The organism is Maridesulfovibrio spiralis (SeqCode), assembly GCF_048571135.1.
In the GTDB taxonomy this organism is placed as follows: Bacteria; Desulfobacterota; Desulfovibrionia; order Desulfovibrionales; family Desulfovibrionaceae; genus Maridesulfovibrio; species Maridesulfovibrio spiralis.
The window spans coordinates 442,202-464,609 of record NZ_CP182344.1 but is presented as its reverse complement, the minus strand read 5'-3'; the positions used below and the strand labels follow the sequence as shown (position 1 = coordinate 464,609).

General features: G+C 49.0%; 19 protein-coding genes. 9 read left to right on the top strand and 10 right to left on the bottom strand.

Going from position 1 to position 22,408, the window contains the following annotated elements; translation table 11 throughout:
* Positions 1 to 53: 53 nt before the first annotated feature.
* Complete coding sequence (locus tag ACNI29_RS02125) at positions 54 to 1,070, bottom strand: threonine aldolase family protein (protein ID WP_419780540.1); 1,017 nt, start codon at positions 1,068 to 1,070, stop codon at positions 54 to 56.
* A gap of 85 nt (positions 1,071 to 1,155) precedes the next feature.
* Entirely contained in the window at positions 1,156 to 1,734 is a 579-nt protein-coding gene (locus tag ACNI29_RS02120; protein ID WP_419780539.1) for an SGNH/GDSL hydrolase family protein, read from the bottom strand.
* Between the two features lie 202 nt (positions 1,735 to 1,936).
* On the opposite strand from ACNI29_RS02120, the gene ACNI29_RS02115 reads away from it, so the two are divergent.
* Both ACNI29_RS02115 and ACNI29_RS02110 read left to right on the top strand, forming a co-directional pair.
* Positions 1,937 to 2,764 (top strand): metal ABC transporter ATP-binding protein, encoded by an 828-nt coding sequence (locus ACNI29_RS02115; RefSeq protein ID WP_419780538.1) that lies wholly within the window; start codon positions 1,937 to 1,939, stop codon positions 2,762 to 2,764.
* Positions 2,757 to 3,566 carry a metal ABC transporter permease gene (locus ACNI29_RS02110; RefSeq protein ID WP_419780537.1) on the top strand — a complete coding sequence of 270 codons (810 nt, stop codon included), beginning with the start codon at positions 2,757 to 2,759 and terminating at the stop codon, positions 3,564 to 3,566. Before ACNI29_RS02115 ends, ACNI29_RS02110 begins: the two co-directional genes overlap by 8 nt.
* Before the next feature lie 63 nt (positions 3,567 to 3,629).
* Here the strand turns inward: ACNI29_RS02110 and asnB are convergent, their stop codons facing one another.
* The 6 genes from asnB to ACNI29_RS02080 form a co-directional block, all read right to left on the bottom strand.
* Positions 3,630 to 5,501, bottom strand: a complete 1,872-nt coding sequence (gene asnB, locus ACNI29_RS02105; RefSeq protein ID WP_419780536.1) for an asparagine synthase (glutamine-hydrolyzing) — start codon at positions 5,499 to 5,501, stop codon at positions 3,630 to 3,632.
* Between the two features lie 144 nt (positions 5,502 to 5,645).
* Complete coding sequence (locus ACNI29_RS02100; RefSeq protein ID WP_419780535.1) at positions 5,646 to 8,051, bottom strand: methyl-accepting chemotaxis protein; 2,406 nt, start codon at positions 8,049 to 8,051, stop codon at positions 5,646 to 5,648.
* A 133-nt stretch (positions 8,052 to 8,184) separates the two neighbouring features.
* On the bottom strand, positions 8,185 to 8,628 hold the full coding sequence (locus tag ACNI29_RS02095; RefSeq protein ID WP_419780534.1) for a DUF3592 domain-containing protein: 444 nt from the start codon (positions 8,626 to 8,628) through the stop codon (positions 8,185 to 8,187).
* Positions 8,629 to 8,732: 104 nt separating this feature from the next.
* Positions 8,733 to 9,356: a LysE family translocator gene (locus ACNI29_RS02090; protein ID WP_419780533.1), complete on the bottom strand. Its 624-nt coding sequence runs from the start codon at positions 9,354 to 9,356 to the stop codon at positions 8,733 to 8,735.
* A gap of 9 nt (positions 9,357 to 9,365) precedes the next feature.
* The gene (locus ACNI29_RS02085; RefSeq protein ID WP_419780532.1) at positions 9,366 to 9,776 is read right to left on the bottom strand and encodes a response regulator; all 411 of its coding nucleotides are present in this window, start codon (positions 9,774 to 9,776) and stop codon (positions 9,366 to 9,368) included.
* Positions 9,777 to 9,801: 25 nt separating this feature from the next.
* The gene (locus tag ACNI29_RS02080; RefSeq protein ID WP_419780531.1) at positions 9,802 to 10,419 is read right to left on the bottom strand and encodes a D-sedoheptulose 7-phosphate isomerase; all 618 of its coding nucleotides are present in this window, start codon (positions 10,417 to 10,419) and stop codon (positions 9,802 to 9,804) included.
* 160 nt (positions 10,420 to 10,579) lie between these two features.
* On the opposite strand from ACNI29_RS02080, the gene ACNI29_RS02075 reads away from it, so the two are divergent.
* On the top strand, positions 10,580 to 11,704 hold the full coding sequence (locus ACNI29_RS02075) for a glycoside hydrolase family 3 protein (protein WP_419780530.1): 1,125 nt from the start codon (positions 10,580 to 10,582) through the stop codon (positions 11,702 to 11,704).
* A 68-nt stretch (positions 11,705 to 11,772) separates the two neighbouring features.
* Here ACNI29_RS02075 and ACNI29_RS02070 read toward each other — a convergent pair whose 3' ends face one another.
* A complete protein-coding gene (locus ACNI29_RS02070; protein ID WP_419780529.1) occupies positions 11,773 to 14,385 on the bottom strand; it encodes a PAS domain-containing sensor histidine kinase in 2,613 nt (870 codons plus the stop codon).
* 312 nt (positions 14,386 to 14,697) lie between these two features.
* Between ACNI29_RS02070 and ACNI29_RS02065 the strand changes: the two genes are divergently transcribed.
* The 4 genes from ACNI29_RS02065 (at position 14,698) to icd (ending at position 17,501) form a co-directional block, all read left to right on the top strand.
* Positions 14,698 to 14,826: a hypothetical protein gene (locus tag ACNI29_RS02065; protein ID WP_419780528.1), complete on the top strand. Its 129-nt coding sequence runs from the start codon at positions 14,698 to 14,700 to the stop codon at positions 14,824 to 14,826.
* A 31-nt stretch (positions 14,827 to 14,857) separates the two neighbouring features.
* Positions 14,858 to 14,986, top strand: coding sequence for a hypothetical protein (locus ACNI29_RS02060; protein WP_419780527.1), 129 nt, complete (start codon positions 14,858 to 14,860; stop codon positions 14,984 to 14,986).
* 69 nt (positions 14,987 to 15,055) lie between these two features.
* Positions 15,056 to 15,940 carry a flagellin N-terminal helical domain-containing protein gene (locus ACNI29_RS02055; RefSeq protein ID WP_419780526.1) on the top strand — a complete coding sequence of 295 codons (885 nt, stop codon included), beginning with the start codon at positions 15,056 to 15,058 and terminating at the stop codon, positions 15,938 to 15,940.
* 415 nt (positions 15,941 to 16,355) lie between these two features.
* Positions 16,356 to 17,501 carry an NADP-dependent isocitrate dehydrogenase gene (gene icd, locus ACNI29_RS02050; RefSeq protein ID WP_419780525.1) on the top strand — a complete coding sequence of 382 codons (1,146 nt, stop codon included), beginning with the start codon at positions 16,356 to 16,358 and terminating at the stop codon, positions 17,499 to 17,501.
* A 106-nt stretch (positions 17,502 to 17,607) separates the two neighbouring features.
* Here the strand turns inward: icd and ACNI29_RS02045 are convergent, their stop codons facing one another.
* Positions 17,608 to 17,940 (bottom strand): hypothetical protein, encoded by a 333-nt coding sequence (locus ACNI29_RS02045; protein WP_419780524.1) that lies wholly within the window; start codon positions 17,938 to 17,940, stop codon positions 17,608 to 17,610.
* Positions 17,941 to 18,144: 204 nt separating this feature from the next.
* Between ACNI29_RS02045 and ACNI29_RS02040 the strand changes: the two genes are divergently transcribed.
* Both ACNI29_RS02040 and ACNI29_RS02035 read left to right on the top strand, forming a co-directional pair.
* Complete coding sequence (locus tag ACNI29_RS02040) at positions 18,145 to 19,200, top strand: efflux RND transporter periplasmic adaptor subunit (RefSeq protein ID WP_419780523.1); 1,056 nt, start codon at positions 18,145 to 18,147, stop codon at positions 19,198 to 19,200.
* 21 nt (positions 19,201 to 19,221) lie between these two features.
* A complete protein-coding gene (locus tag ACNI29_RS02035; RefSeq protein WP_419780522.1) occupies positions 19,222 to 22,338 on the top strand; it encodes an efflux RND transporter permease subunit in 3,117 nt (1,038 codons plus the stop codon).
* The last annotated feature ends 70 nt before the right edge of the window (positions 22,339 to 22,408 follow it).

The window sequence follows — 22,408 nt, the reverse complement described above, 5'->3', positions numbered from 1 at the left end:
ATATATAGTAATCCCCCTCTTTTCCGGTATGGAAGGAGGGGGATTCTTACTTGTTAGATCAGCTCTTTCATAGCAGCGCAGAAGTCTTCAATATCTTCGTCGGTGGTGGACCATGAGGTCATCCAGCGAACTTCCCCTGTCTGTTCGTCCCAGACGTAGAAGGGGAATTTTTCCTGCAGTTTCTCCACAGCATGTTCGGGAATTATGGCAAAAACACCGTTGGCTTCAACAGGGCGGGTGATTTTTACACCCTCAATTGCTCCTGCCTTCCCGGCCAGTTTGCGGGCCTGAGAATTGGAGTGGGCGGCATTGCGTTTCCAGAGTTCATCTGTGAGCATGGCTTTGAACTGTGCTCCTACGAAACGCATTTTGGAGATAAGCTGCATGTTCTGCTTGCGCAGGTATTCGAAGTTTATGCCCGCTTCCGGGTTGATGAATACCGCAGCTTCGGCGCACATGCAGCCATTTTTGGTTCCGCCGAAGGATAAAACATCAACGCCGCAGTCAACGGTCATTTCCTTGAAAGCTACTCCCAGTGCTTCCGCAGCGTTGGCAATCCTGGCACCGTCCATGTGTACATAGAGGCCCTTGCTGTGCGCGAAATCGCAGATGCTTTTGATTTCATCTATTGTGTAAAGGGTCCCCAATTCAGTGTTCTGGGTGATGGAAACAACAGCGGGCTGGGCGCGGTGTACGTCGGGTTCAGAAGGAACCAGCGGTTTGATTGTGTCCACAGTAATTTTACCATTCACAGTTTCAGCCAGCATAAGCTTGATGCCCATGCTTTCCGGTGAACCGCATTCATCTACATTGATATGCGCATCTTCGGAACAGATAACGCTGTTCCAGCTTTGGCAGAGGTGGCGCAGGATCAGGGTGTTGGTAGCGGTCCCGGTGGTCAGGAAAAATATTTTTGCCTGCTGCCCGAAATGTTCTTTGAAGAGCACTTCAGCTTCAGCAGAAACCGGGTCTGCACCGTAGGAAGACATGTGGTCTTCGTTGGCGTCCATGATAGCCTGCATTATTTCGGGATGTACGCCGGAGTAGTTGTCACTGGCAAATGATCGCATGGGGAATATCCTTATCAAGTAAAGACAGCACTCCTCTAAGGGAATTCTGCCCGGTTCAAAATGGTGTTGTCGGAGAGGATGTTGTCTAACTGAGGTGGGGCAGGATGTAGGGGGAAATGAATTTGCTGATCATTTCAGCCATGATGCCGTAACCTTCGGCGTTCGGATGTACTCCGTCGCTCTCCTTGAGGGCATTGGTGTAAGCGGGATTATCCCGCAGAGGGGAATTAATATCCAGACAGGGAATGTCAAGCTTTGCGCATATTTTGTTGAATTCAGCAGTGATATTTTGTGTGCGTGCGTCTTTTTCCGGGTCGATAATGGGCGGCGGGGTGATTAAAAGCACGGGATGCTTATCTTTTGCATTGCGCAGTATGGATTCAGCACTGGATCTGGTTTGTTCAAGGCTGATATTTTTTACCGCATCGGGAGCTCCCATGCAGAATATCAACAATGTCGGTATATCCGGTAGAATCCGGCATTCAATTTCATTTTTCCAGCGGTCTTCAATGTGATCCGTGGAAGAGGCCCGTACTCCGAGATTGTATGCGCTGATCATCGTTCCCTGCGGATCGAGTTCTTTGCAGATTCGTCCGGGCCAGCTCAGTTTTTCGGCATCGTTCACACCCAGCGTGAGCGAGTCGCCAATGAATAGTAATTGCATTTTTCATATTCCTTTTAAAATGTTATGAAGCGTGGAATATTGTTTGTCTTTGATGAATGGGTAAAAGAATCATACAGTGTAACTCTTGTAAACATTATACTGCCATAAATTAGCAGGTAGGCGCAAAAAAGATAGTGCAATTCATTCTCAACTAAGATAAGAGCTTTTGGGCCGGAAAAAGTAAGGCCGGACAAAGGGAAAAATGAAAATTAATCTGGAAAAAGTTATACATTTTGATGAAGTCAGCTTCGGCTATGGGCAGCATAAAGTGCTGGATGAGATCAGCTTTGATATTCTGTCCGGTGATTATCTGGCCGTGATCGGTCCGAACGGAGGAGGGAAAACCACCCTGCTCAAATTGTTGTTAGGACTGATTGAACCGCAGCAGGGCAGGATTGAAATACTGGGTATGCCGCCCGGAAGGCATGGTGGCCGTATCGGATATATGCCGCAGTACACGACAGTTTCAGGTACGTTTCCCATTACTGTGCGTGATGCTGTTCTCATGGGAAAGGTTTCTCCCGGATTCAAGGGAGTTTTCGGTTTACGTTTCGGTAACAGTTCCGGTGGTGAGGTGGAAAAGGCCCTTGATCGTGTAGGTATGCTGGAACATATCGACCGCAGGGTTTCCGACCTTTCCGGCGGGCAGAAGCAGCGGGTTTTCATCGCCCGTGCAATTGTGGATGAACCGAAGATGCTGCTGCTGGATGAGCCGGCAGCCAGCGTGGATCAGGCGGGAAAAAGCGGTCTCTACTGCCTGCTCAAAGAATTAAATCAGGAAATGACCATCGTCATGGTCAGCCATGATATTTCGGTTCTCGGAGAAGGTGTTAAATCGGTGGCCTGCGTTAACCGCAAGGTCCATTTGCATGACCAGCCCAAAATTACCCGTGAACTGCTCAGCGAAGCATATGGGGAAACTATCAAGGGAACCTGTCCCATCGAATTAATCACTCATGGTGAACTGCCGCACCGGGTGCTGGAGTTCCATCCTGAATCCGATGACAACGAAGGAGATTGGAATGCTTGAGATGCTGAGTTATGAATTCATGCAGAATGCCCTTGTCGCAGGGGTGCTCGCTTCCATTATCTGCGGGATCATCGGTGCACTGGTGGTGGTCAACAGAGTCGTGTTGCTGGCCGGAGGCGTGGCCCATGCTTCTTATGGCGGAGTCGGTCTGGCTTTTTTTCTTGGGTTGCCAATGCTTCCGGTAACTACTGCATTTGCCGTTTGTGCGGCTTTGCTGATGGCTCTGGTGACCATGCGGGTCAAGGAGCGGGCCGATACCTTTATCGGTGTGATGTGGGCGGCGGGCATGGCTCTGGGGATTATTCTGCTTGATCTTACACCCGGATATAATGTTGACCTGATGAGTTATCTTTTCGGCGGCATCCTCGCCACGCCCAAGTCCGATCTGCTGCTTATGGCAGGGCTTGCGGGATTCGTGCTGCTGGTGGTTTTTACCTGCTACAAAGGATTCTGGGCCATGTCCTTTGATGAGGAGTTTGCCCGTTCTCGCGGTGTTCCGGTAACCCTGCTTTATTTCATCATGCTGGCCCTGATTGCGCTGAGTGTGGTCATGGTCATTCGGGTGGTCGGTCTTATTCTGGTTATTGCCCTGCTGACTATTCCGCCGCAGATAGCAGAGAGCAGGACCTCTTCGCTCTTTTCCATGATGGTGCTCTCTTCGATTTTGAGCATGGTCTTCTGCGTGAGCGGGTTGCTGCTTTCCTACCAGCTGAACCTCTCTTCAGGCGCAACAATCATTGCCGTAAGTGTTGCAGGATTCGCGCTTTCCGCAGTGGCGGGAAAATTGAGCAGCAGAGCTTGATCCCAGTTTATTCTTACAAAATTAAAAGGCACTTCGGATAATCCGGAGTGCTTTTTTTGCATTCTATACCCGACCGGCCTTATGTTCAATGGCCCAGAGGGAGAGGTTGAGAATGTTCCAGACGAAATTTTTATGTTTTTTGCGGCCTGAGACATGTTCTTCGATGCGGCTGTTCAATGCCTTCATATCGAAGAATTGTTCGAGAAAAGGAGTGGCCTGTCTGATGGCATCGCGGGTGAAATCCGCTGAATCTCCGCTGGTCCATTTGGCAACAGGCATGGAGAAACCCTGTTTGCGGCGGTAGAGGATTTCCTCAGGCAGGTATCTTTCAGCCAGCTTTTTGAGCAGGTATTTGGATTCCCCGCCCTTGAGTTTCAGTTCCGGGGGCAGGGTAGCCATGTAATCGAAAAGCTCATTGTCCAGCAGCGGGGAACGGACCTCAAGGCTGTGGGCCATTGATGCGATATCAACCTTTACCAGCAGGGCATCGGCCAGAAAATGGGCCGTATCCATCCAGAGTAGCCGTTCCACAGGATTATGTGCCTGAGTGCAGGCTTCGGCGGCAAGATTGTAAAACCATTTGAAGGCGGACTGTCCCAGCTGTTCGCGCATGGACGGATTGTACACTTCGTTTTTATAGCGAGCGGCTTTGTGTTCATTGCGCAGGATGAGTTTGAATTCCGGATGGAATTTGCAGATCATCTTGCGGCGAAGCGCACCGATTGCTGATTTGCTGTTGAATGCACTGGCGATATTCTTTTCAGGCAGCGGTTCATTGCCGATGAAAGGAGTCATTGCGGAAGCCAGCTTAACGTGGGTGTATGCCGAGTAGCCACAGGCCAGTTCATCTCCGCCGTCACCGCTGAGTGCCACGGTTACATGCTTGCGTGTGGCCTCGCTGAGCAGCATGGTTGCCAGCGCGGCATCATCGGAAAAAGGTTCCCCATACTGGCGCACTACCGCAGGAAGCATGTCTTCAAATTGTGCAGGGTCCAGATATTCTACATGATGGTTAACACCGAGATGCTTGGCTACTTTGGCAGCATGCCCGGATTCATCGTATTTTTTTTCATGGAATCCGATGGTGAAAGTGTCGATGGATTTGCTCCCGCATTCGGCCATGAGAGCTACTATGAGGCTGGAATCCACTCCGCCGGAAAGCAATGCCCCTAACGGTACATCACTTTCAAGCCTGATGCGGGTAGCTTCCATGAGCCGGGTATGCAGCTCTTCCAGAGCCTCGGACTCTGTGCATTCAATTTTGCGGGTAAAATCCAGAGACCAGTAGCGCTGTATGTTCAGCCCATTTCCATCCACAAAGGCGTAATGGGCGGCGGGAAGTTTGCGGATGGCTGAATAGATGGACAAGGGGGCCGGAATACAGCCTGTGCTCATAAACAGGTCTATGGCCTGTGCATCAATATCTTTTGAAATGTCGGGATGGGCAGCAAGGGCGCGTATCTCAGAAGCAAAGATGAAACCGCCGTTGACCCGGGCATAGTAAAATGGCTTTTTGCCAAGTCTGTCGCGGGCGATGAGCAGCTGCTGTTTTGATCTGTCCCAAATGGCGAAAGCGAACATACCGCGCAGCATGGCAATGCAGTTTTCTCCATACTCGGCGTAAAGTTTGAGCAGGACTTCCGTGTCACCGGATGAAGTGAAGGTATGACCTTTGGCGGTCAACTTTTCACGCAGGCTTTTGAAGTTGTATATTTCGCCGTTGAAAACGATAGTGTTCCCGGTTTTCGGGTCGGTCATCGGCTGGTTGCCGTGTGCGGAGAGGTCAATAATGGAGAGCCGTGTATGTCCCAGCTCAATGTTTTTTTCTGAATAAATCTGCTGGAAGTCCGGTCCCCGGTGGGAAATGAGATCAAGGATGGGTTGAATGCTCTGGGGCTGTTTTCCGGGTTGGAAGTGTCCTGCAATTCCGCACATGGTTGGTTTACCGCCGGGTAAGGGTTGATGTTTTTGAGTCTGTTCGCTGGTTACACAGTGTTTCCGGCCCGGTCAAGAATGGCCGGACGTAAAAAAAAGCGGCCCCGTATTGGAGCCGCTTAAATCATTTAATTGTGAGTCCGTTTAAGACTGCATATTGCGGATCAGTTCCTTGATGTTGGCGGCAAGCTTGGCTACTTCGGCGATAGCCATGGCAGATTGGACGGTGGTTTCAGCAGATTCAGCTGAAATCACGTTGATCTCCTCAGTTGCCCTGCTGATCTGTTCGCTGGAAGCGGATTGTTCTTCAGCTGCAGCAGCAATTCCTTCGATCTGGTCTGCAGAAGCTTCGACCATACGCACGATTTCATCGAGGGCGTTACCGGATCTGGAAGCCAGTTCAGTGGATTCAACAACAGAATCAACTGCGCTTTCAGTAACCCTGATGTTGGTTCTGGTACTTTCCTGAATGGAAGTGATGGCTTCGCCTACTTCTTTGGTTGCGTCCATTGTCTTTTCAGCCAGTTTGCGGACTTCATCGGCAACAACCGCGAACCCACGACCGGCTTCCCCGGCACGTGCGGCCTCGATAGCAGCGTTCAAGGCCAGCAGGTTGGTCTGGTCGGCAATGTCAGTGATTACGTTCATAACTTTGCCGATGGAGTCGGTGCGCACCCCAAGCTCTTCCATGCTGGTTTTCAGTTCTTCTGAATTCTGTTCCAGCACCTTGATGGCTTTGACTACTTCGCCTACCAGTTCCTGACCTTCTATGGCCTTTTCTTTGGTAGAGCGGGCATTTTCAGAAGCTTCTCCGGCGTTACGGGCAACTTCCATAACTGTGGAGTTCATCTGCTCCATAGCTGTGGCCGTTTCACTGGCCCGTTGCTGCTGCACTTCCGCGCCCCGGCGGGATTCTTCAACCTGAGCGGACAGTTCGTCCGCAGCAGATGAGAGCTGGTCGGAGATTTCATCCGCTTCCATTGCGGTTTCGGCGATGGTGTCGCGCTGAGCGGTGATAGCGCGTTCGTTTTCCTTGATGGTAGTGATGTCATTCATGACCATGAATGCACCGATCAGTTTTTTATCAAGGTCATGCAGCGGAGCAACGTCAATTATGGCGTAGAATTCTTTGCCGTTTGCTGTGCCGTTGATCTCAATCTCAGAGAAACTTTTTTCCTCTTTGATGCAGCGGGCAATTGTTTCGGAAACGGTGGCGATGTTGATAAGCTCACGAGCCTGTTTTCCGAGGTAGCTGTCCGGCTGCCCCTTGAGTCCGAATTGTTCCAGCAAATGCGAATTGATGAAAGAAACCTTTTCGTCAAGGTCCACAACTATGCAGGGCAGGGTCAATCCGTTGAGCAGGCCGTTCGAGAAACCAAGCTTGTTTTTGAGTTCAAAGACCATGTGCTTGACTGAACCGATAGTTTTACCGATTACGTCGTCAACATCATATTCAAGTTCTGAATCGTAATTTCCATCGGAAACTTTGCCGGTAAAGTCGGAGAGGTCCTGAAGCGGCTTTGTTGTCGATTTGATGAGCAGGAGCAGAACAATCACCGAAATGGCAAGGGCGGCCACAGCGATAATAACGTTGGTAATGAATATTTCCCTGTCCACGCCATGAGACATGTCGGCTTTATTCATCATGAAAGCAAAGGACCAATTCCAAGGCTTGAAATAGGTTATGTAAGCAGCCTTGGCTTCACCGTTCAAATCGTATTCAACATCACCCTGTTCTGTTTTTGAGAAAACATCCCAGAAGGGGGCATCTTTCAGGTTTTTACCGGTGAGTGTGGGGTGGAGAAGAACATCACCGTTACGATTGAAGATTGTCGCGTAACCTTTTCCGCCTACATTTGAGGCCAGTACGGATTTTTTGAAGGCTTCAGTAATGATTTTGCGTCCTACATATATGACGCTGACAACGTTGCCGCGCAGGTCTTCCAGCGGCTTGTAGGCTGTAATATACCATGCGTTAACAACGTAGGCCATTCCGTAGTATGTTTTGCCGGACATTACAGTTTTATAAACGGGGCTGGATTCGGGTATATAAGTCCCGGTAGCGCGGTTGCCGTCCAATTTCATAACGTTGGTGGATATGCGCAGCAGTTTGCCGGGCAGCACTTCAAATATAGTCGCTGTGCCGCCGATTTCTTTTTGCAGGTCGTCAACTATGTCAAATTTTCCGTTGACTTCAATCCCGCCGAATTCGAGGCTGGGATAGGTTACCTTTTCGCTCTGTTTTGTGGACTGGTTGGTAATTGTGGCTTCAATAGGGCGTCGTTTATTCAGCTTGGGGAAACCGAGTGAAAATATTTTTTTGTCCAGCGTGTCAATGTCGGCCTTGACTTTATCAAGCAGGATTTCATTTTGGATTTCCATGAGCGCGTGAACACTGTCAGCAATTGATTTCATGGAAGTTTGGCCCAGCCAGTGTAGCGATCCTTGCACTTTATAAAGATTTATGCCGGTCATGAACACAATGGTGGCCAGAACGATCAGCACTGCTCCCAGCATGAGTTTTGTTTGAAATGCCAGCTTTTTTAACATGGTCTCTCCTGATCCGAAGTTAAATGCTTTTACCGTTACATATGCGTTCTTCCCTTAAACGCGTAGGGTCGGCTTTTAAGATTTTATTGAAACTGCTTTCGCAGTATTCAGGCATTAATTTGTCCGGCATAAATCATTGTGCACTCTTACGTGAAAATCTGGCTAAAAGCTGAACCACCGCATTTTCCTTTTCATGTTCAATGCGGGACACCTCAGGCGCGGCTTTTGCGTAGTACACAATTACACTATCCCCCCGTGAAATCCTCCTCCAGAAATTGTTTTTTACTGTTGCGGTCCGTTCTCTCGGTAGACCTGAGTTATCAACAAAACGATATTTAACGGTCTGTCGTTCAATGTGGTCTTGTTTGGAATTATGTTCACCTCTTCGGCTCTTTTTTTCAATAACTATACCTATAACTTTTTTTTCGCCGAACGCCCTTATCCTTTCCAGTCTTATTTCCTGATATGGGATAAAGAAGTACCCGGCTATCACCATTAGAGCCGCTAACATAGCGATTTTGCTTTTTATGCCGGATTTCGTGGGTGAGTTATAAAATAGCATGGCTGATCTTAGCATTTGCGTGTGCAGGGGGCAAGTTGTTGATATTTATATCCGCAAAAAAGCCCGGAACCTGAGAGGCTCCGGGCTATATAAAGTTCAATGGCAATGGCTGGTAAGAATTAATTTCTGCTGAGGGCCATTTTCAGACCGAGGCCGATGAATACGACACCGGATAGTGCTTCGAGTCTTTTTTTGAATTTTCCACCGGAAAGCAGGTGGCGGATCCGGCCCAGTGCAAGGGTGACAAAGCTGAACCAGATTATGCCCATGCTGAAATGAATAGTCATCAGCAGCATTGACTGGCGCAGAATGGATTCTCCGGGAGAAATAAATTGCGGAAGAAGTGCGAGGTAAAATACCGCTACTTTAGGATTCAGTACATTTGTAAGAAAGCCCTCACGAATGGAAGCGGAGATTCCTTTGCTGCATAGTTCTGCAGAGAATTCCGTTTCTTCTTGTTTGCGGCTGTTGCGCAGTGACTGGATACCAAGGTAAATTATGTAAAGGGCTCCGGCCATTTTGACCATCTCAAAAGCGGTTGCCGAATTCATTAGGATCATGGACAGCCCAAGAGCTGAGGCCAGAGCATGAACGAGCAGGCCGGCATTGATCCCGGCAACAGTGCAAAGTCCGTCTGCTGTTGATCTGGTCAGGGTGTTGTTGACCACGAGCATTGTATCCGAACCGGGAGTGATGGTCAGTATTGCTGCTACCGGGATGAAAGCAAGTGTAAGTGCGTCCATTTCGAAATCCTATATCATTCCGAATTTACCGAGTTCTGAACGTATCTTTTCGGCTGTGATGGGTTTGGTCATGTACGAAAGGGCTTCGCATTTAAAAAATGCGCGGGATGCCTTAGTGCTGTCATCAAGAGCGGTGGTCATGATTGCCTTCAGTCTTTTGTCATCGGCAATCTGTTTTTCCTGTTCAATAGCTCTGATTTTTTCAAGGGTCTGCAATCCGTCCATACCGGGAAGGATGATGTCCATAAAAATGAGGTCGCAGGGATTCCCTTCAATCCATTTACGTTCGAATTTTTCGAGAGCTTCCTCGCCGCTGACAGCGCAGTCGATATCAGCATCGAGATTTTCGGTTATGTCTTTCAGGATTTCTTTCAGATACATCCTGCTGGTATTGCTGTCTTCTACTATGAGAATCTGCATGGTGGACTCGTTTGCTGGTGTTTGCCTACTCCCCGCTCAAGTAGGGTTCAAGTTCACTGACCGCTTCAAAAAGAAAGTGATCAATCAGGTGGCAGAACAGGTGTCCGGCGGCGATGTGAACTTCCTGAATTATAGCAGTATCCTTGCTGGGAACACTGATGATGTGGTCACAAATGGGCAGCATTTCTCCGGCACTGATTCCGGTCATGCCTACTGTTACCATGCCTTTGCGCTTGGCTTCCTTTAGGGCACAGATCACGTTGGGACTGGTTCCTGAAGTGCTTATGCCGACGAGGACATCACCGGGCTGACCGAGAGCCTGAACCTGCTTTTCAAAGACCATCTCATATGAGTAGTCATTACCAATCGCGGTGAGGATGGATGAATCAGTGGTCAGGGCGATTCCGGGAAGGGGCGGACGTTCAAGTTTGAACCTGTTTACCAGTTCCGCCGCCAGATGCTGACAGTCTGCCGCGCTACCGCCGTTTCCGCAGAAAAGAATTTTGGAACCGAGGGCAAGTCGTACGGCCAGTGCTCTTGAAACATCAACTACCAGCTGGGAATATTGTTCGAAAAAAGATTCACGGACTTCAAGCCCCTCACGGGCGTGGTCTAATACTTTTTGCAGTGCGGTCTGGGACATTTATTTTCCTTCTGTTGCAATTTTTTAAAAGCAAGTGGAGAAACCCGTGTATAGGAAATCATTCCGGGTGGCAATACGCTTGCCGCTCTTGCAAAATTGCAGGATGCTAACTATATCACGTTTTTAGTGTTCTGTATTAAAAAAGTTCGGAGTTTTATCTTTGAGAAAATTAATATTTATATATTTTTTGGCTGTAATGATTTTGTCCGGGTGTGCCCTGAAAAAAAGTTCAAGCGGTCCTTCGGAACTGGATGTAATGATCGGCCAGATGGTCATGGTCGGTTTTCGCGGGCTGGAACTCACTGTTGATAATCCGATAGTAAAAGATATCCGTGAAGCGCGAATCGGCGGGGTTATCCTTTTCAGCAAGGATTGCGCACTGAACAGCACTGTTCGCAATGTGGACAGTCCTGCACAGCTTTCCATGCTGACTTCCGATCTGCAAAGCCATGCAGATATTCCCTTGTTTGTTGCTGTTGATCAGGAAGGCGGCATCATCAAAAGGTTAACCGGGGAAATGGGATTTCCAGAGACCCCCTCCGCTGCCGAACTTGGTAACAGTGGTGATCCGCAGGGCGCATACCGTGCCGGTAAAGTAATCGGGAATACTTTGAAAAAAGCCGGGATTAATATGGATTTTGCCCCGGTTGTGGATGTTAACCGTAATGCTGCCAATCCGGTAATTGCGGCTCTGCAGCGCAGTTTCTCCGATGACCCGCGCATCGTGGCCCGTTTCGCGGAAGCGTTTATCGACGGATTGCATTCCGAGGGCATTCTTTCCTGCCTGAAACATTTTCCCGGACATGGCAGTTCGCGTGGTGATTCCCACCTGGGCTTTACCGATGTTACCGGGGCATGGGACAGCAGCGAGCTGTATCCATTTGAGAAAATTATCAAGAATAATAAGGCCGATATGGTCATGACGGCCCATATTTTTAATGCTGATCTGGACCGGAATTATCCGGCAACGCTTTCCCGTAAGATTATCCACGGTAAATTAAGGCGCGGAATGGGATTCAAAGGAATAATTGTTACCGATGATATGCAGATGCAGGCTGTCAGCGGTGAATATGGCTTTAAAGAAGGGGTTTACCGGGCGGTAAAAGCCGGTGCGGATATACTGCTGTTCGGCAACAACCTGATTTTTGAGCCGGGACTGGGAACCAAAGCCGTAGTCACTTTAAAGCAGCTGGTCCGTGAAGGTAAGATCACCGAGCGCAGGATCAGGCAGTCCTATGAGCGCATTATGCGGGTCAAGTCTGGACTGCCGGTCAGCCGTAACTGATGGCGGTTTATAAAAAATTTATAAAAAAAAGCCCGGAAAATCTGTTCATGATTTTCCGGGCTTTTTGATTATTTCTGCATTGCGGGAAGCTGGATGGTGAAGGTTGTTCCCATTCCGGGGGAAGAATCTACCTGAAAGACTCCCTGATGGTTCTGGGTAATGATGAAGTAGGACACAGAAAGTCCCAGTCCCGTCCCGATTCCCGGTGATTTGGTAGTGTAGAATGGTTCAAACACTCTTTTGCGTACCGCCTCATCCATTCCAGGTCCGTTGTCGGAAACAGTACATTTGACCATGTTCCGGTCGTTGTGGATGTGAATCATAATTTCCGGCACATTTTCCATATCTTTCCAGTCGTTCATGGCCTGTGCTGAATTGCGCAGCAGGTTCAGGAATACCTGTTCGATTTCAGTGGCGGTGCAGGGGGTCAGGCTCAGTTTGTCGTCATAATCCTTTATGATAGTGATTTGTTTGAAATCATACCCCTTCTGGGGATTGTAGTCCTGAGCTGCAAGGCTTGCGGCCTTATCCATTATTTGTCGCAGATCTCCCGGAGCTTTCTGGGAATCGCTTTTGCGGCTGAATTCCAGCATGCCGGAAACAATTGATGCCGCCCTCACCCCGGAGTCGGTTATTCCATTCAGGGTTCTCAGGATTTTGCGGTCTTCCATGTAGGCAATTATGGAATCAATTGAACAGCCCGCTTTTTCCGCAGCTTTGAGGTTCGCCGGCAGGTCCGGTGATATACGGCGGACTATGTTCTGAATGCCTTGAAGAATTCCACCCAGCGGATTGTTGATTTCGTGGGCCATACCTGCGGCAAGTCCTCCGATGGACATCATTTTTTCTGTCTGGATCATCATTTCATCAATCTGGACCCTTTCGGTTGCGTCATCAATACGGATAACAGCTCCGCGCATGCCGTCGTTGAGAGGGTAAATGATAATGTCCTGATGGCTGTGCGGAGCACTGATTCCCTGAGTGCGAATACCAGTCTCCGGAATTCCGCTCTCGATGGCCTGAGTGATGCTATAGGCGTACTTGGCCAGCGGTGGGAAAGCTGTTTCCACATCCGCCCCCTCCAGTTCAGTGGCCGGAATAACTGCCAGACGCTGTGCTGCTGTATTGAAATGTGTAATCTTGCAGTCATTATCCAGCCCGATGATTACTGAGGGCATGGAGTCGATGATGTTGCGGATGTAGTTACGGGTCTCATGTAGCGCGCTTTCCATCTTCTTGCGTTCAGTAATATCTGTACCTACACAGAGAATTTCTGAAAGCTCCCCAGAATCATCAAATACAGGGCTGTTGGTCCAGTATACCCAGACAGTACTTCCGTCTTTACGGGTGTTGCGGTTGGTATTGGCCGGATAATTCTCGGGGTTGTTGGTAAGCTCCCGGATCAGTTGCTCCAGCTCCGAACTGCCTTTCTCCGTTTTGGGAATCAGCGTTCCGATCACACTTTTTCCGATCATCTCCTCTTCCGAAAAACCGAAAAAGGACTGGGCATATTCATTGAAAAAAGTACATTTCCCTGTGCAGTCGATACGCAAGATTATAGAGCGGGCGGTATGCACAAGGTCATGATATTTCTGGCGCGAACTGGTCAGTTTGCGTGAATGTGAAGCGACTTCTTCCAGCAGCCTCAGAATTTTTCTGGAAAAGAAAGCCGTGGCTGTTACGTAGTTTCTGTTTTCCAGAAATGCCATACGGTGTGCTTCCCTGTCCCAATCAACTTCACGGATTCTTTTTGCCGTAGCCTCAATTGCCGGAAGATGGTTCAGGTTTTCATCCGGTGCATCCGACACTTTTTTTAGCAGGTTGTTGATTCTGATGAAGTCTTTTTCGTTTTTTTCAAGGTCCCAAGTAAGGAATGCGGACCTTTTGACCAGAATACCCAGACATATTGTCGTAAAAAGTATGAGCACGATTCCGGCATAGAATTCTGTAGAGATATCCTTGCCCACGGTCAGGGAGAGACCACCGAAATTTGTTGTTTGGGCCTGTGCGGATGCAATAATATGGAATTTGGAAAAATGCAGCTTGCCTAGCTTGAAGGAGTTCGGAATGAAACTTTCGGTTGATTTGAAAATTGAATTTCCGTTTCTATCTCTAATATATATTTCTGTTCCATACGGGGATACGGGGAGTAGGCTTCCCGGCGGAACTTTGGCAATCGCGAAACTGTGGTCCAAACGCTGGATGAGATAGAGTTGCTTGGAGCCGTCTTCGTGTGTGCGCAGGAGAAGGGATTGCCCGGGCTTGAAGTCTTTTACTTCCTGGAAAACAGGAGACTTGGCTACAGATTTTATTTCAGAGGGAAAGGGCCTGCTGTTTACTACTTCGCCTTCGGTAGTAACCCGCAATATGGACATTCCATGATCGAATGTTGCTCTTGATGTAACAACATCCTCCAAAAAGGATATCCGTTCAACAAGGTAGTTTGCCCATGTGGCAGCTTTGCTATCCACCTCTTTGGATACGGACCAGAAAAATAAAATAGAAGAGCAGAGTGAGCTCGCTATAAATATGGTCAGGAATAGGCAGAGGTAATTCCTGATACGGTTATTGAGCCTGTGAATACTTCGTATCTTCATGTGGAAAAGTGCTTTGTCTTTGTTTTTGGATTTTCGTGCTTTTGTTTTTCGGGTCATATCGGTCAAATAGAATCGTGTAAACATTTTCCCGCCCCCGCCAAGAGGAAAGATTTGCCGCTTACAGAAGGGCAGATATTTCCCGTTTTCTTTCTTTCTATCCTTTTCTTCTTAAATATTAAGATATCTTTGTCTTTAAAAATACTGTCTAAACAGCATCTTGTGTCTTCTTTTCTTTAGTAAATAAACGCTTCCCGCAGTCTAGGCATACCCATTGCAAATACTTCGGCAGAGTAAAATTATATCAAGTCAACAAAGGAGGATGCCCGGAAAGAATAAACCGTCGTTCACAAGAGCATATAAAGGCATTTGGTCGAGTGTGGTTCTCGGAGGTTGGTAATGTGCGGAGTAGTACCCTGCATAGAGAAATTTCCCAGAAACGGGACATGTGAGAATCGCCGCCGTATGACCGTGCCTGTACAGAGTCGCGGACTCATCAAGGAGTCCCGCGTCTTAATCAAAGATTAAGCGGACACCTGCGTGAGTCCATATGCAGGTAATGCCCGAAGATGCTCCAGATGAAGTGTCGGTGATTACCGGGTTGACCGGCCATAGGCCGCATGTCGAACTGTTCCGGAGGGTATTTTATGCAGTAGAAATTCAAGAGGATTTTGTACTGAATATTTAACCAGTAAAAGGTCGGAGTGGAAGGACCCACTCAGGCGAATTTAAATAAGTAATTCATGGAGGAATTATTATGTCGCTCGTAATTAATCACAACATGATGGCAATGAACGCAAGCCGCAACTTGCAGGAATCATATGGTAACCTCGGTGTTTCAACCCGTCGCCTGTCTTCAGGTCTCCGTGTTGGAACAGCAGCCGATGATGCCGCAGGTCTGGCAATTCGCGAACTCATGCGTGCAGATATTAAGTCCCTTAATCAGGGTATTCGAAACGCAAACGACGCCATCTCAATGATTCAGACTGCTGATGGAGCTCTCGGTGTTATCGATGAAAAGCTCATCCGTATGAAGGAACTTGCAACTCAGGCATCCACCGGTACCTACAACTCTGACCAGCGTCTTATTATCGACTCTGAATATCAGGCCATGGCTTCAGAAATTACCCGTATCGCAAGTGCCACTGACTTCAACGGAATCCACCTGCTCAACGGTAACATGTCCGGTGCAAACTCTGATCACAGCGGTACTGGTCTCACATCTACCGGTCCTGTAAAGGTTCACTTCGGTACCGGTAACGATTGTGCGGAAGACTACTACTACATCTCAATCGGCACTTCTACTGCTTCGGCTCTCGGTGTCGGTTCGGCTGCAGATAACTCCATCTCAACTCAGGAGATGGCTCAGAAGTCTCTGGAGAAGCTGCAGAATGCAATTATCTCCAAGGATAAGATCCGCGCAAATCTCGGTGCTCTCCAGAACAGACTGGAAAACACCATTACCAACCTCTCAATCCAGGCTGAAAACGTTCAGGCTTCGGAATCCCGTATTTCCGACGTGGACGTAGCGACTGAAATGACAGAATTCACCAGAAACCAGATTCTGACTCAGTCCGCAGTAGCCATGCTTTCCCAGGCTAACGGTATGCCCAGGATGGCAATGCAGCTCATCGGTGGCTAATAATCACAGATGGGTTATATACAACTCAGAAAGGGAGGTCCGTGTTCGGGCCTCCCTTTTCGTATTTAATATCAGAATGAATTTTGTGCTGTTTATGCGGTTGTGTTTTGATTAAAGTTTCCTGATTTGATGTTTTTGCGAAGTATGTGTCTCTTGTGCGCTTTGGAGTGGGTCTTCTTTACTTTTTTGCAAGAATATCGTATTTCTACGCTTTGTAATCGATTATGCAGATACAATCCTGCCGTTTGTCCAGCCTGCGGACGGAAAAAATACCCGGTTCCTCTTTTCAGTTTAATGATGACTCGAAACGCCGTCCGGTCATACCTGATGTCACGTCTTTATAACACAGGTGTCAATTCACTTCACTGCGCAGCCGTAAGGAGCCGGAGCTGTGCCAGCAACATAGGAGATCATTTTGTCCACAAAAACAGTATATTTTATCGAAGGTGACGGTATCGGACCAGAAGTATGGGGCGCAGCCCGTCCAATTCTGGATGCTGCCATTGAGAAAGCATACTCCGGCGATAAGAAAATTGAATGGGTTGAACTTCTTGCCGGTGAAAAAGCATATGAAGCTACCGGTGAATACCTTCCCCAGAAAACTCTTGATACCCTCGCCAAAGCTGAATTGGCCATCAAAGGGCCTTTGCAGACTCCCGTCGGGAAAGGTATCCGCTCTCTCAACGTTACTTTGAGACAGGTTTTTGATCTCTATGCTTGTATCCGTCCCATCCGCTACTTCGAAGGTATCGAGTCCCCGGTAAAACGTCCTGATCTGGTTGATATCGTGGTTTTCCGCGAAAACACCGAAGACGTTTATGCCGGAATCGAATGGAGCTCAGCTTCCCCCGAAGCAAAGCGGGTAATTGATTTTCTCGTGGACGAAATGGGTGCCAAGATTGATCCCACTGCCGGGATCGGCATCAAGCCCATCACTCCCGCAGGTTCCAAGCGTCTCGTCCGCCGGGCCATTGATTATGCCATTGACCAGAACCGTGAGTCCGTGACTCTGGTTCACAAAGGCAACATCATGAAGTTCACCGAAGGCGGATTCCGTCAGTGGGGCTACGACCTCGCCGAGGAAGACTATGCCGGCAAGGTTGTCAAAGAAGGCGAAGATGCGACCGGTAAGGTTGTGATCAATGACCGTATTGCCGATGCAATGTTCCAGGAACTGCTCATGCGTCCCGAACAGTACAGTGTCGTTGCTACCACCAACCTCAATGGTGACTATCTTTCCGATGCGCTTGCCGCACAGGTCGGCGGTCTCGGACTGGCTCCGGGCGTAAACATGGGTGACAAGCTTGCTATCTATGAAGCTACCCACGGAACCGCACCGACCATCGCCGGTAAAGACCTTGCCAACCCCGGAAGTATCCTGCTTTCCGGTGCCATGATGCTGGAGAATAACGACATGGGCGAAGCAGCCGCACTGATCAAAAATGCGGTTGAAAAAGCCCTTGCAGCCAAGAAAGTAACTGTTGATCTCGCAAGCCAGATCAGCGGTGCCGAGCAGGTTGGCTGTAAAGCATTCGGTGAGATTATTCTCGCCAATCTTTAGTAAGTAGCTGAAAGGACTTACTTGGTCGTTTACAGAGACCGAAAGTAGTGAACCCTCCCCGTACATGAGTATGGGGAGGGTTTTTTGATGGTAGAGAGACGGAAATTTATTCCACCTTGAATTTGATCCCCTCTGGAGATTGTTTCAATTCAATGTGGCTGTCCGGATTGTCGATTTCAATAGAAGTTATTTTAAGCTTCTTCATGTCGTAGACATTGGGAATGGTCCTGATAATAAGTCCCATTTTTTCGAAATTATCCAGTATCTTTTTGGACTTGCCGGGCGCGATGTTGAATTGGGCAACACTAACCATACTTTCCGCAACTGTCACCGAACCCGCCACAGTATATTTACATTTGTTCTTCAAAGTCAGGGCCGCCGCAGGCGTTGCGGTTGCAAAAAGTCCCAGTATTACAGCGTTTGCTAGCAGCGTTTTCATATTTGTCCGGGTCAGGGGTTGGAGATGGATTCTTCCAAGGCAAATTTAAGCAGGATTGTTTTAGCGGTAAATTATAAATTCACCGCTGTCGAGGTGTGAATGTTTGCTTTCAGGTGAAATACGATCTCAGTTGACTATATTTCGATCTTACGTAAAGTGTGCCCGTTAACAAAATGAAGTTATAATTTCTATCGGAGCTGTTCTATGCAACGGATAATATTTTTTTTGATTTTCTCACTTATCTCTTGTCCTGCCTTTGCTGCTGAGAAGAAGGCCCCGCAGATGCCCCCCGCCCATGTGGCAACATCCAAATCTTTCGCCGGGCAGGTTGCCCCGCAATCGTCCTATATCGGCACGGTCTATTTTTCCGAGACTTCGGATGTTGCATCCGAGGTCAGCGGTAAGATTGTCCGAGTAGATGTCGAAGAAGGTGATGTGGTCAAAAGGGGGGATGTTCTGATCAGACTCAGCTCTGATTTACTGAATACTGAAATCCGGGCAGCTAAGGCGGCTTATGCGGAAGCAAAAGCCAATTACGATCTTGCCAAGCGTGATGACCAGCGTATTACCAAGCTTTTTAAAAGCGGCTCTGTTCACGAAGGTGAGTACGACTCCAAACGGTTCAAGGCTCTGGCCATGGAGAGTGAGCTTGCTTCCTCACAGGCCAAACTGCGCCGTTTGCAGATTCAACTTTCCAAAAAGATTATCCGTGCGCCATTTACCGGCATTGTGCTTAAACGTTCTGTCTACCTCGGCGAGTGGCTTTCAGTCGGAGAGGATGTAGTCAAGTTGGGCATGAATACCAGTTATGATGTGGTGGTTAATGTGCCGCAGGATGTTGCGATGGTCGTTAAACCGGGGCTTGAGGTGGGTATCTCCGCCGCAGGTAACGAGTATAAGGGTAAGGTTTTCGCAGTTATCCCACGTGGCGATGTTGCCAGCCGAACCTTTCCTGTGAAGATCAGGATAATCAGCGAGAACGGTTTCAAGCAGGGCATGGAAGCCCGTGTTTCCCTGCCGAATGCTCTTGCCAGTGAGACAGTTGTGGTTCCCCGTGATGCGGTTATAACTCTGCGCGGAACGACCATGGTTATCGGGGTTATTGACGGCAAAGCCCAGCCATTTCCTGTACAGGTGATCGGTTTTAAAGGCATGAATGCCGGAGTACGCGGCAAGGGTCTCAAAGCCGGAATGGATATCGTCACCAAAGGTAATGAACGGCTCAGACCCGGTCAGCCTGTGGTCATAGACAATAAATAGCCCGGCGGGCCGGAGTAGATTATGGATTTTGTAAAGTTTTCAATCGAAAAGCCTGTTTCAGTGCTAGTCGGGGTTATTCTGCTGGTCCTGTTCGGCGGAATGGCCCTTTCCGGTCTGCCGTACCAGCTTTCCCCGTCTGTAACTGAGCCGGAAATTACCGTTGAAACAACTTGGAGCGGAGCTACTCCCTATGAGATCGAGCGTGACATCATTGAAGAGCAGGAAAAAGTGCTCAAGGGTGTCACCGGCCTTATGGAGATGGAATCGGAATGCTTCGACAGTTTCGGGCGAATTTCCCTGCGCTTTAAGATCGGTACTAATATTGATGATGCACTGCTGAGAGTTTCCAACAAGCTCAATGAGGTTAAGAAATATCCTTCTGATTCCGACCGTCCGGTAATTTCCGCGACAGGTGCTTCGGCTTCCCCGGTTATCTGGATGATTTTGCGTACCCTGCCGGAGAACAAGCGGCATATCAACGAATTTGCTACTTATTTTGAAGATGAAGTGCGCCAGTACCTTGAGCGTGTAGACGGTGTTGCGGACCTGTTCATCGGCGGTGGAACTGAAAAGGAAATGCACATCATCATCGCGCCGGAAAAGCTGGCTGCCTACAACCTGACCATCGATAAGGTGACCAAGGTTCTGCAGAGTGAGAACGCCAACGTTTCTGCCGGTAACCTCGGTGTTGGACGCCGTGATTACCGCATCCGCACAACCTCCGAATTCAAAAGTCCTGAAGAAATCGAGCAGGTGGTAATCACTTCCTCCGGCCAGCAGCGGGTGACCATTGCTGACGTGGGCAGGGTTGTTCCCGGATTTGAGAAAAATAAAGTAGCCATGCTGCAAAACGGAGTTGCCGGAATAGCAATCGGGGTTAAACCCGAACCGGGCGCGAACGTACTGGAAGTTACCGAGAACGTGCGTAATGTTGTGGAAGAACTCAATGCAGGGCTGCTCGCTGATCAGGGTGTTTTTCTTGATTGGGTTTACGATCAGGCTCCGTACATCAATGGTGCGATTGATCTGGTAAAACAGAATATCATCATTGGTGGTGTGCTGGCGATTATCGTTCTGCTGACATTCCTGCAATCACTTTCCGCCACCGTTATCGTCGCAATCGCCATTCCTATTTCAGTTGTCGGTTCATTCATTGTTTTCGGCGGCTTGGGCCGGACACTGAACATTGTCAGTATGTCCGGTATTTCGTTTGCTGTCGGTATGCTGGTGGATAACGCCATTGTTGTTCTGGAAAATATCGACCGACACCGGGGGATGGGTAAAGCCCCCTATCAGGCCGCTTACGACGGGGCCAGTGAGGTTTGGGGCGCGGTTCTGGCTTCAACTTTGACTACCGTTGCGGTATTCCTTCCGGTTGTTTTTATTGAAGAGGAAGCAGGGCAGTTGTTCAAGGATATCGCCATCGCGGTTACCTGTGCGATCTCCCTGTCCCTGTTTGTTTCAATTTCGGTTATCCCCATGCTGGCCAAGCAGTTCTATTCTATTTCCAAAAGGAAAAAAAAGGTCAAAGAGAACTTCCTTACCGTAATCGGAGCCAAGTTTTCCGACGGAATTATGGCAATACTCAGCTTTTCCATCCGCAACTGGGTTACGCGTCTATCCACTGTAGCAATCCTTGTGGCGGCTTCGGCTTTGCTGGTAATATCCTTTTTCCCGAAAATGGAATACCTGCCGCAGGGTAACCGTAACCTGATTCTGTCCATTCTCATCCCGCCGCCGGGTCTTTCCTTTGAGGAACGCTCGTCCATCGGTGAATTCATTGCCGCTCAGACTAAGCCGCATATGAATCAGGAAAAGGATGGTTTTCCTTCCGTGGAGCAGCTCTTCTATGTTTCCGCCCCGGATATTAATCTTTTCGGTGCAATCTCCGGTGACGAGGATCGTCCCGCTGCGCTGATCCCGCTTTTTAACCGCATTATGAACTCAATCCCCGGTATGTTCGGGGTTAGCATTCAGGCTTCTATCTTCGAAACAGGTCTCGGTAAGGGTCGCATGGTCGCTGTTGATTTCAGCGGACCGGAACTGCCCAAGCTGATGGCTGCTGCCGGAACAATGTTCGGTATGGCCAGACAGGCAATTCCCGGCGGGCAGGTCCGACCAATCCCGTCTCTGGAAATGCTTTATCCTGAAGTACGCATAGTGCCCGACCGTGACCGTCTGCGTGCGGCAGGAATGTCCAGTCAGGAAATCGGTGAAGCTCTTGACGTACTCATGGATGGGCGCAAGATCGGCGACTATAAAGAAGATGGTAAGAAGAAGATCGACCTGAAGCTTATGGCTTCTGAAAACAGGGTCGGCACACCGGAAGATCTCTATGAATCCCTTGTGGCAACCCCGCAGGGCTGGGCGGTTCCGGTATCTTCCCTTTCCCATCTGGAGCGGACTTACGGTATCACCCAGATCCGCCATCTTGAGCGGCAGAGAACTGTTACCCTGCAGATTACCCCGCCCAAATCCATGCCTCTGGAACAGGCTATGGACATCGTCCAGAACCAGCTCATCCCCAAGGTTAAGGAAATGGGACTTATGGACGGCGTTAACGTACGTATGTCCGGTGCGGCTGACAAGCTGACCCAGACCCGTGAGGCCATGCAGTGGAACTTCCTGCTGGCGGTAGTCATTACCTACCTGCTCATGGCGGCACTCTTCGGAAACTTTATCTACCCGTTCATCATTCTGCTGACCGTTCCGCTGGCTGGTGCAGGTGGTTTCCTCGGCCTTAAGCTGGAAAACCTGTTTATCGCGCCGCAACCGCTGGATGTTTTGACCATGCTCGGTTTTGTTATCCTGATCGGGGTTGTTGTTAACAACGCGATTCTCATCGTGCACCAGTCCCTGAACAACGTACGTTTAGAGGGCATGGAACACCGCGAGGCCGTGCTGGAAGCGACCCGCTCCAGACTTCGCCCCATCTACATGTCAGCAACAACATCCATCTTCGGTATGCTGCCGCTGGCAATCGCCCCCGGTCCCGGTTCCGAACTTTATCGCGGTCTCGGAGCGGTTGTGCTCGGCGGTCTGGCCCTTTCCACGGTCTTCACCGTGTTCATGATTCCGGCCCTGCTCATGTTCTTCATCAAGATGGAGAAGGTGGGCCACGGTGAGGCGGAAGCTTAGGGGATGAGGAAAATTTAACTGATCAGCATATTGAGAAACATAGGATCATAGGCTACTTATATTCCCATCG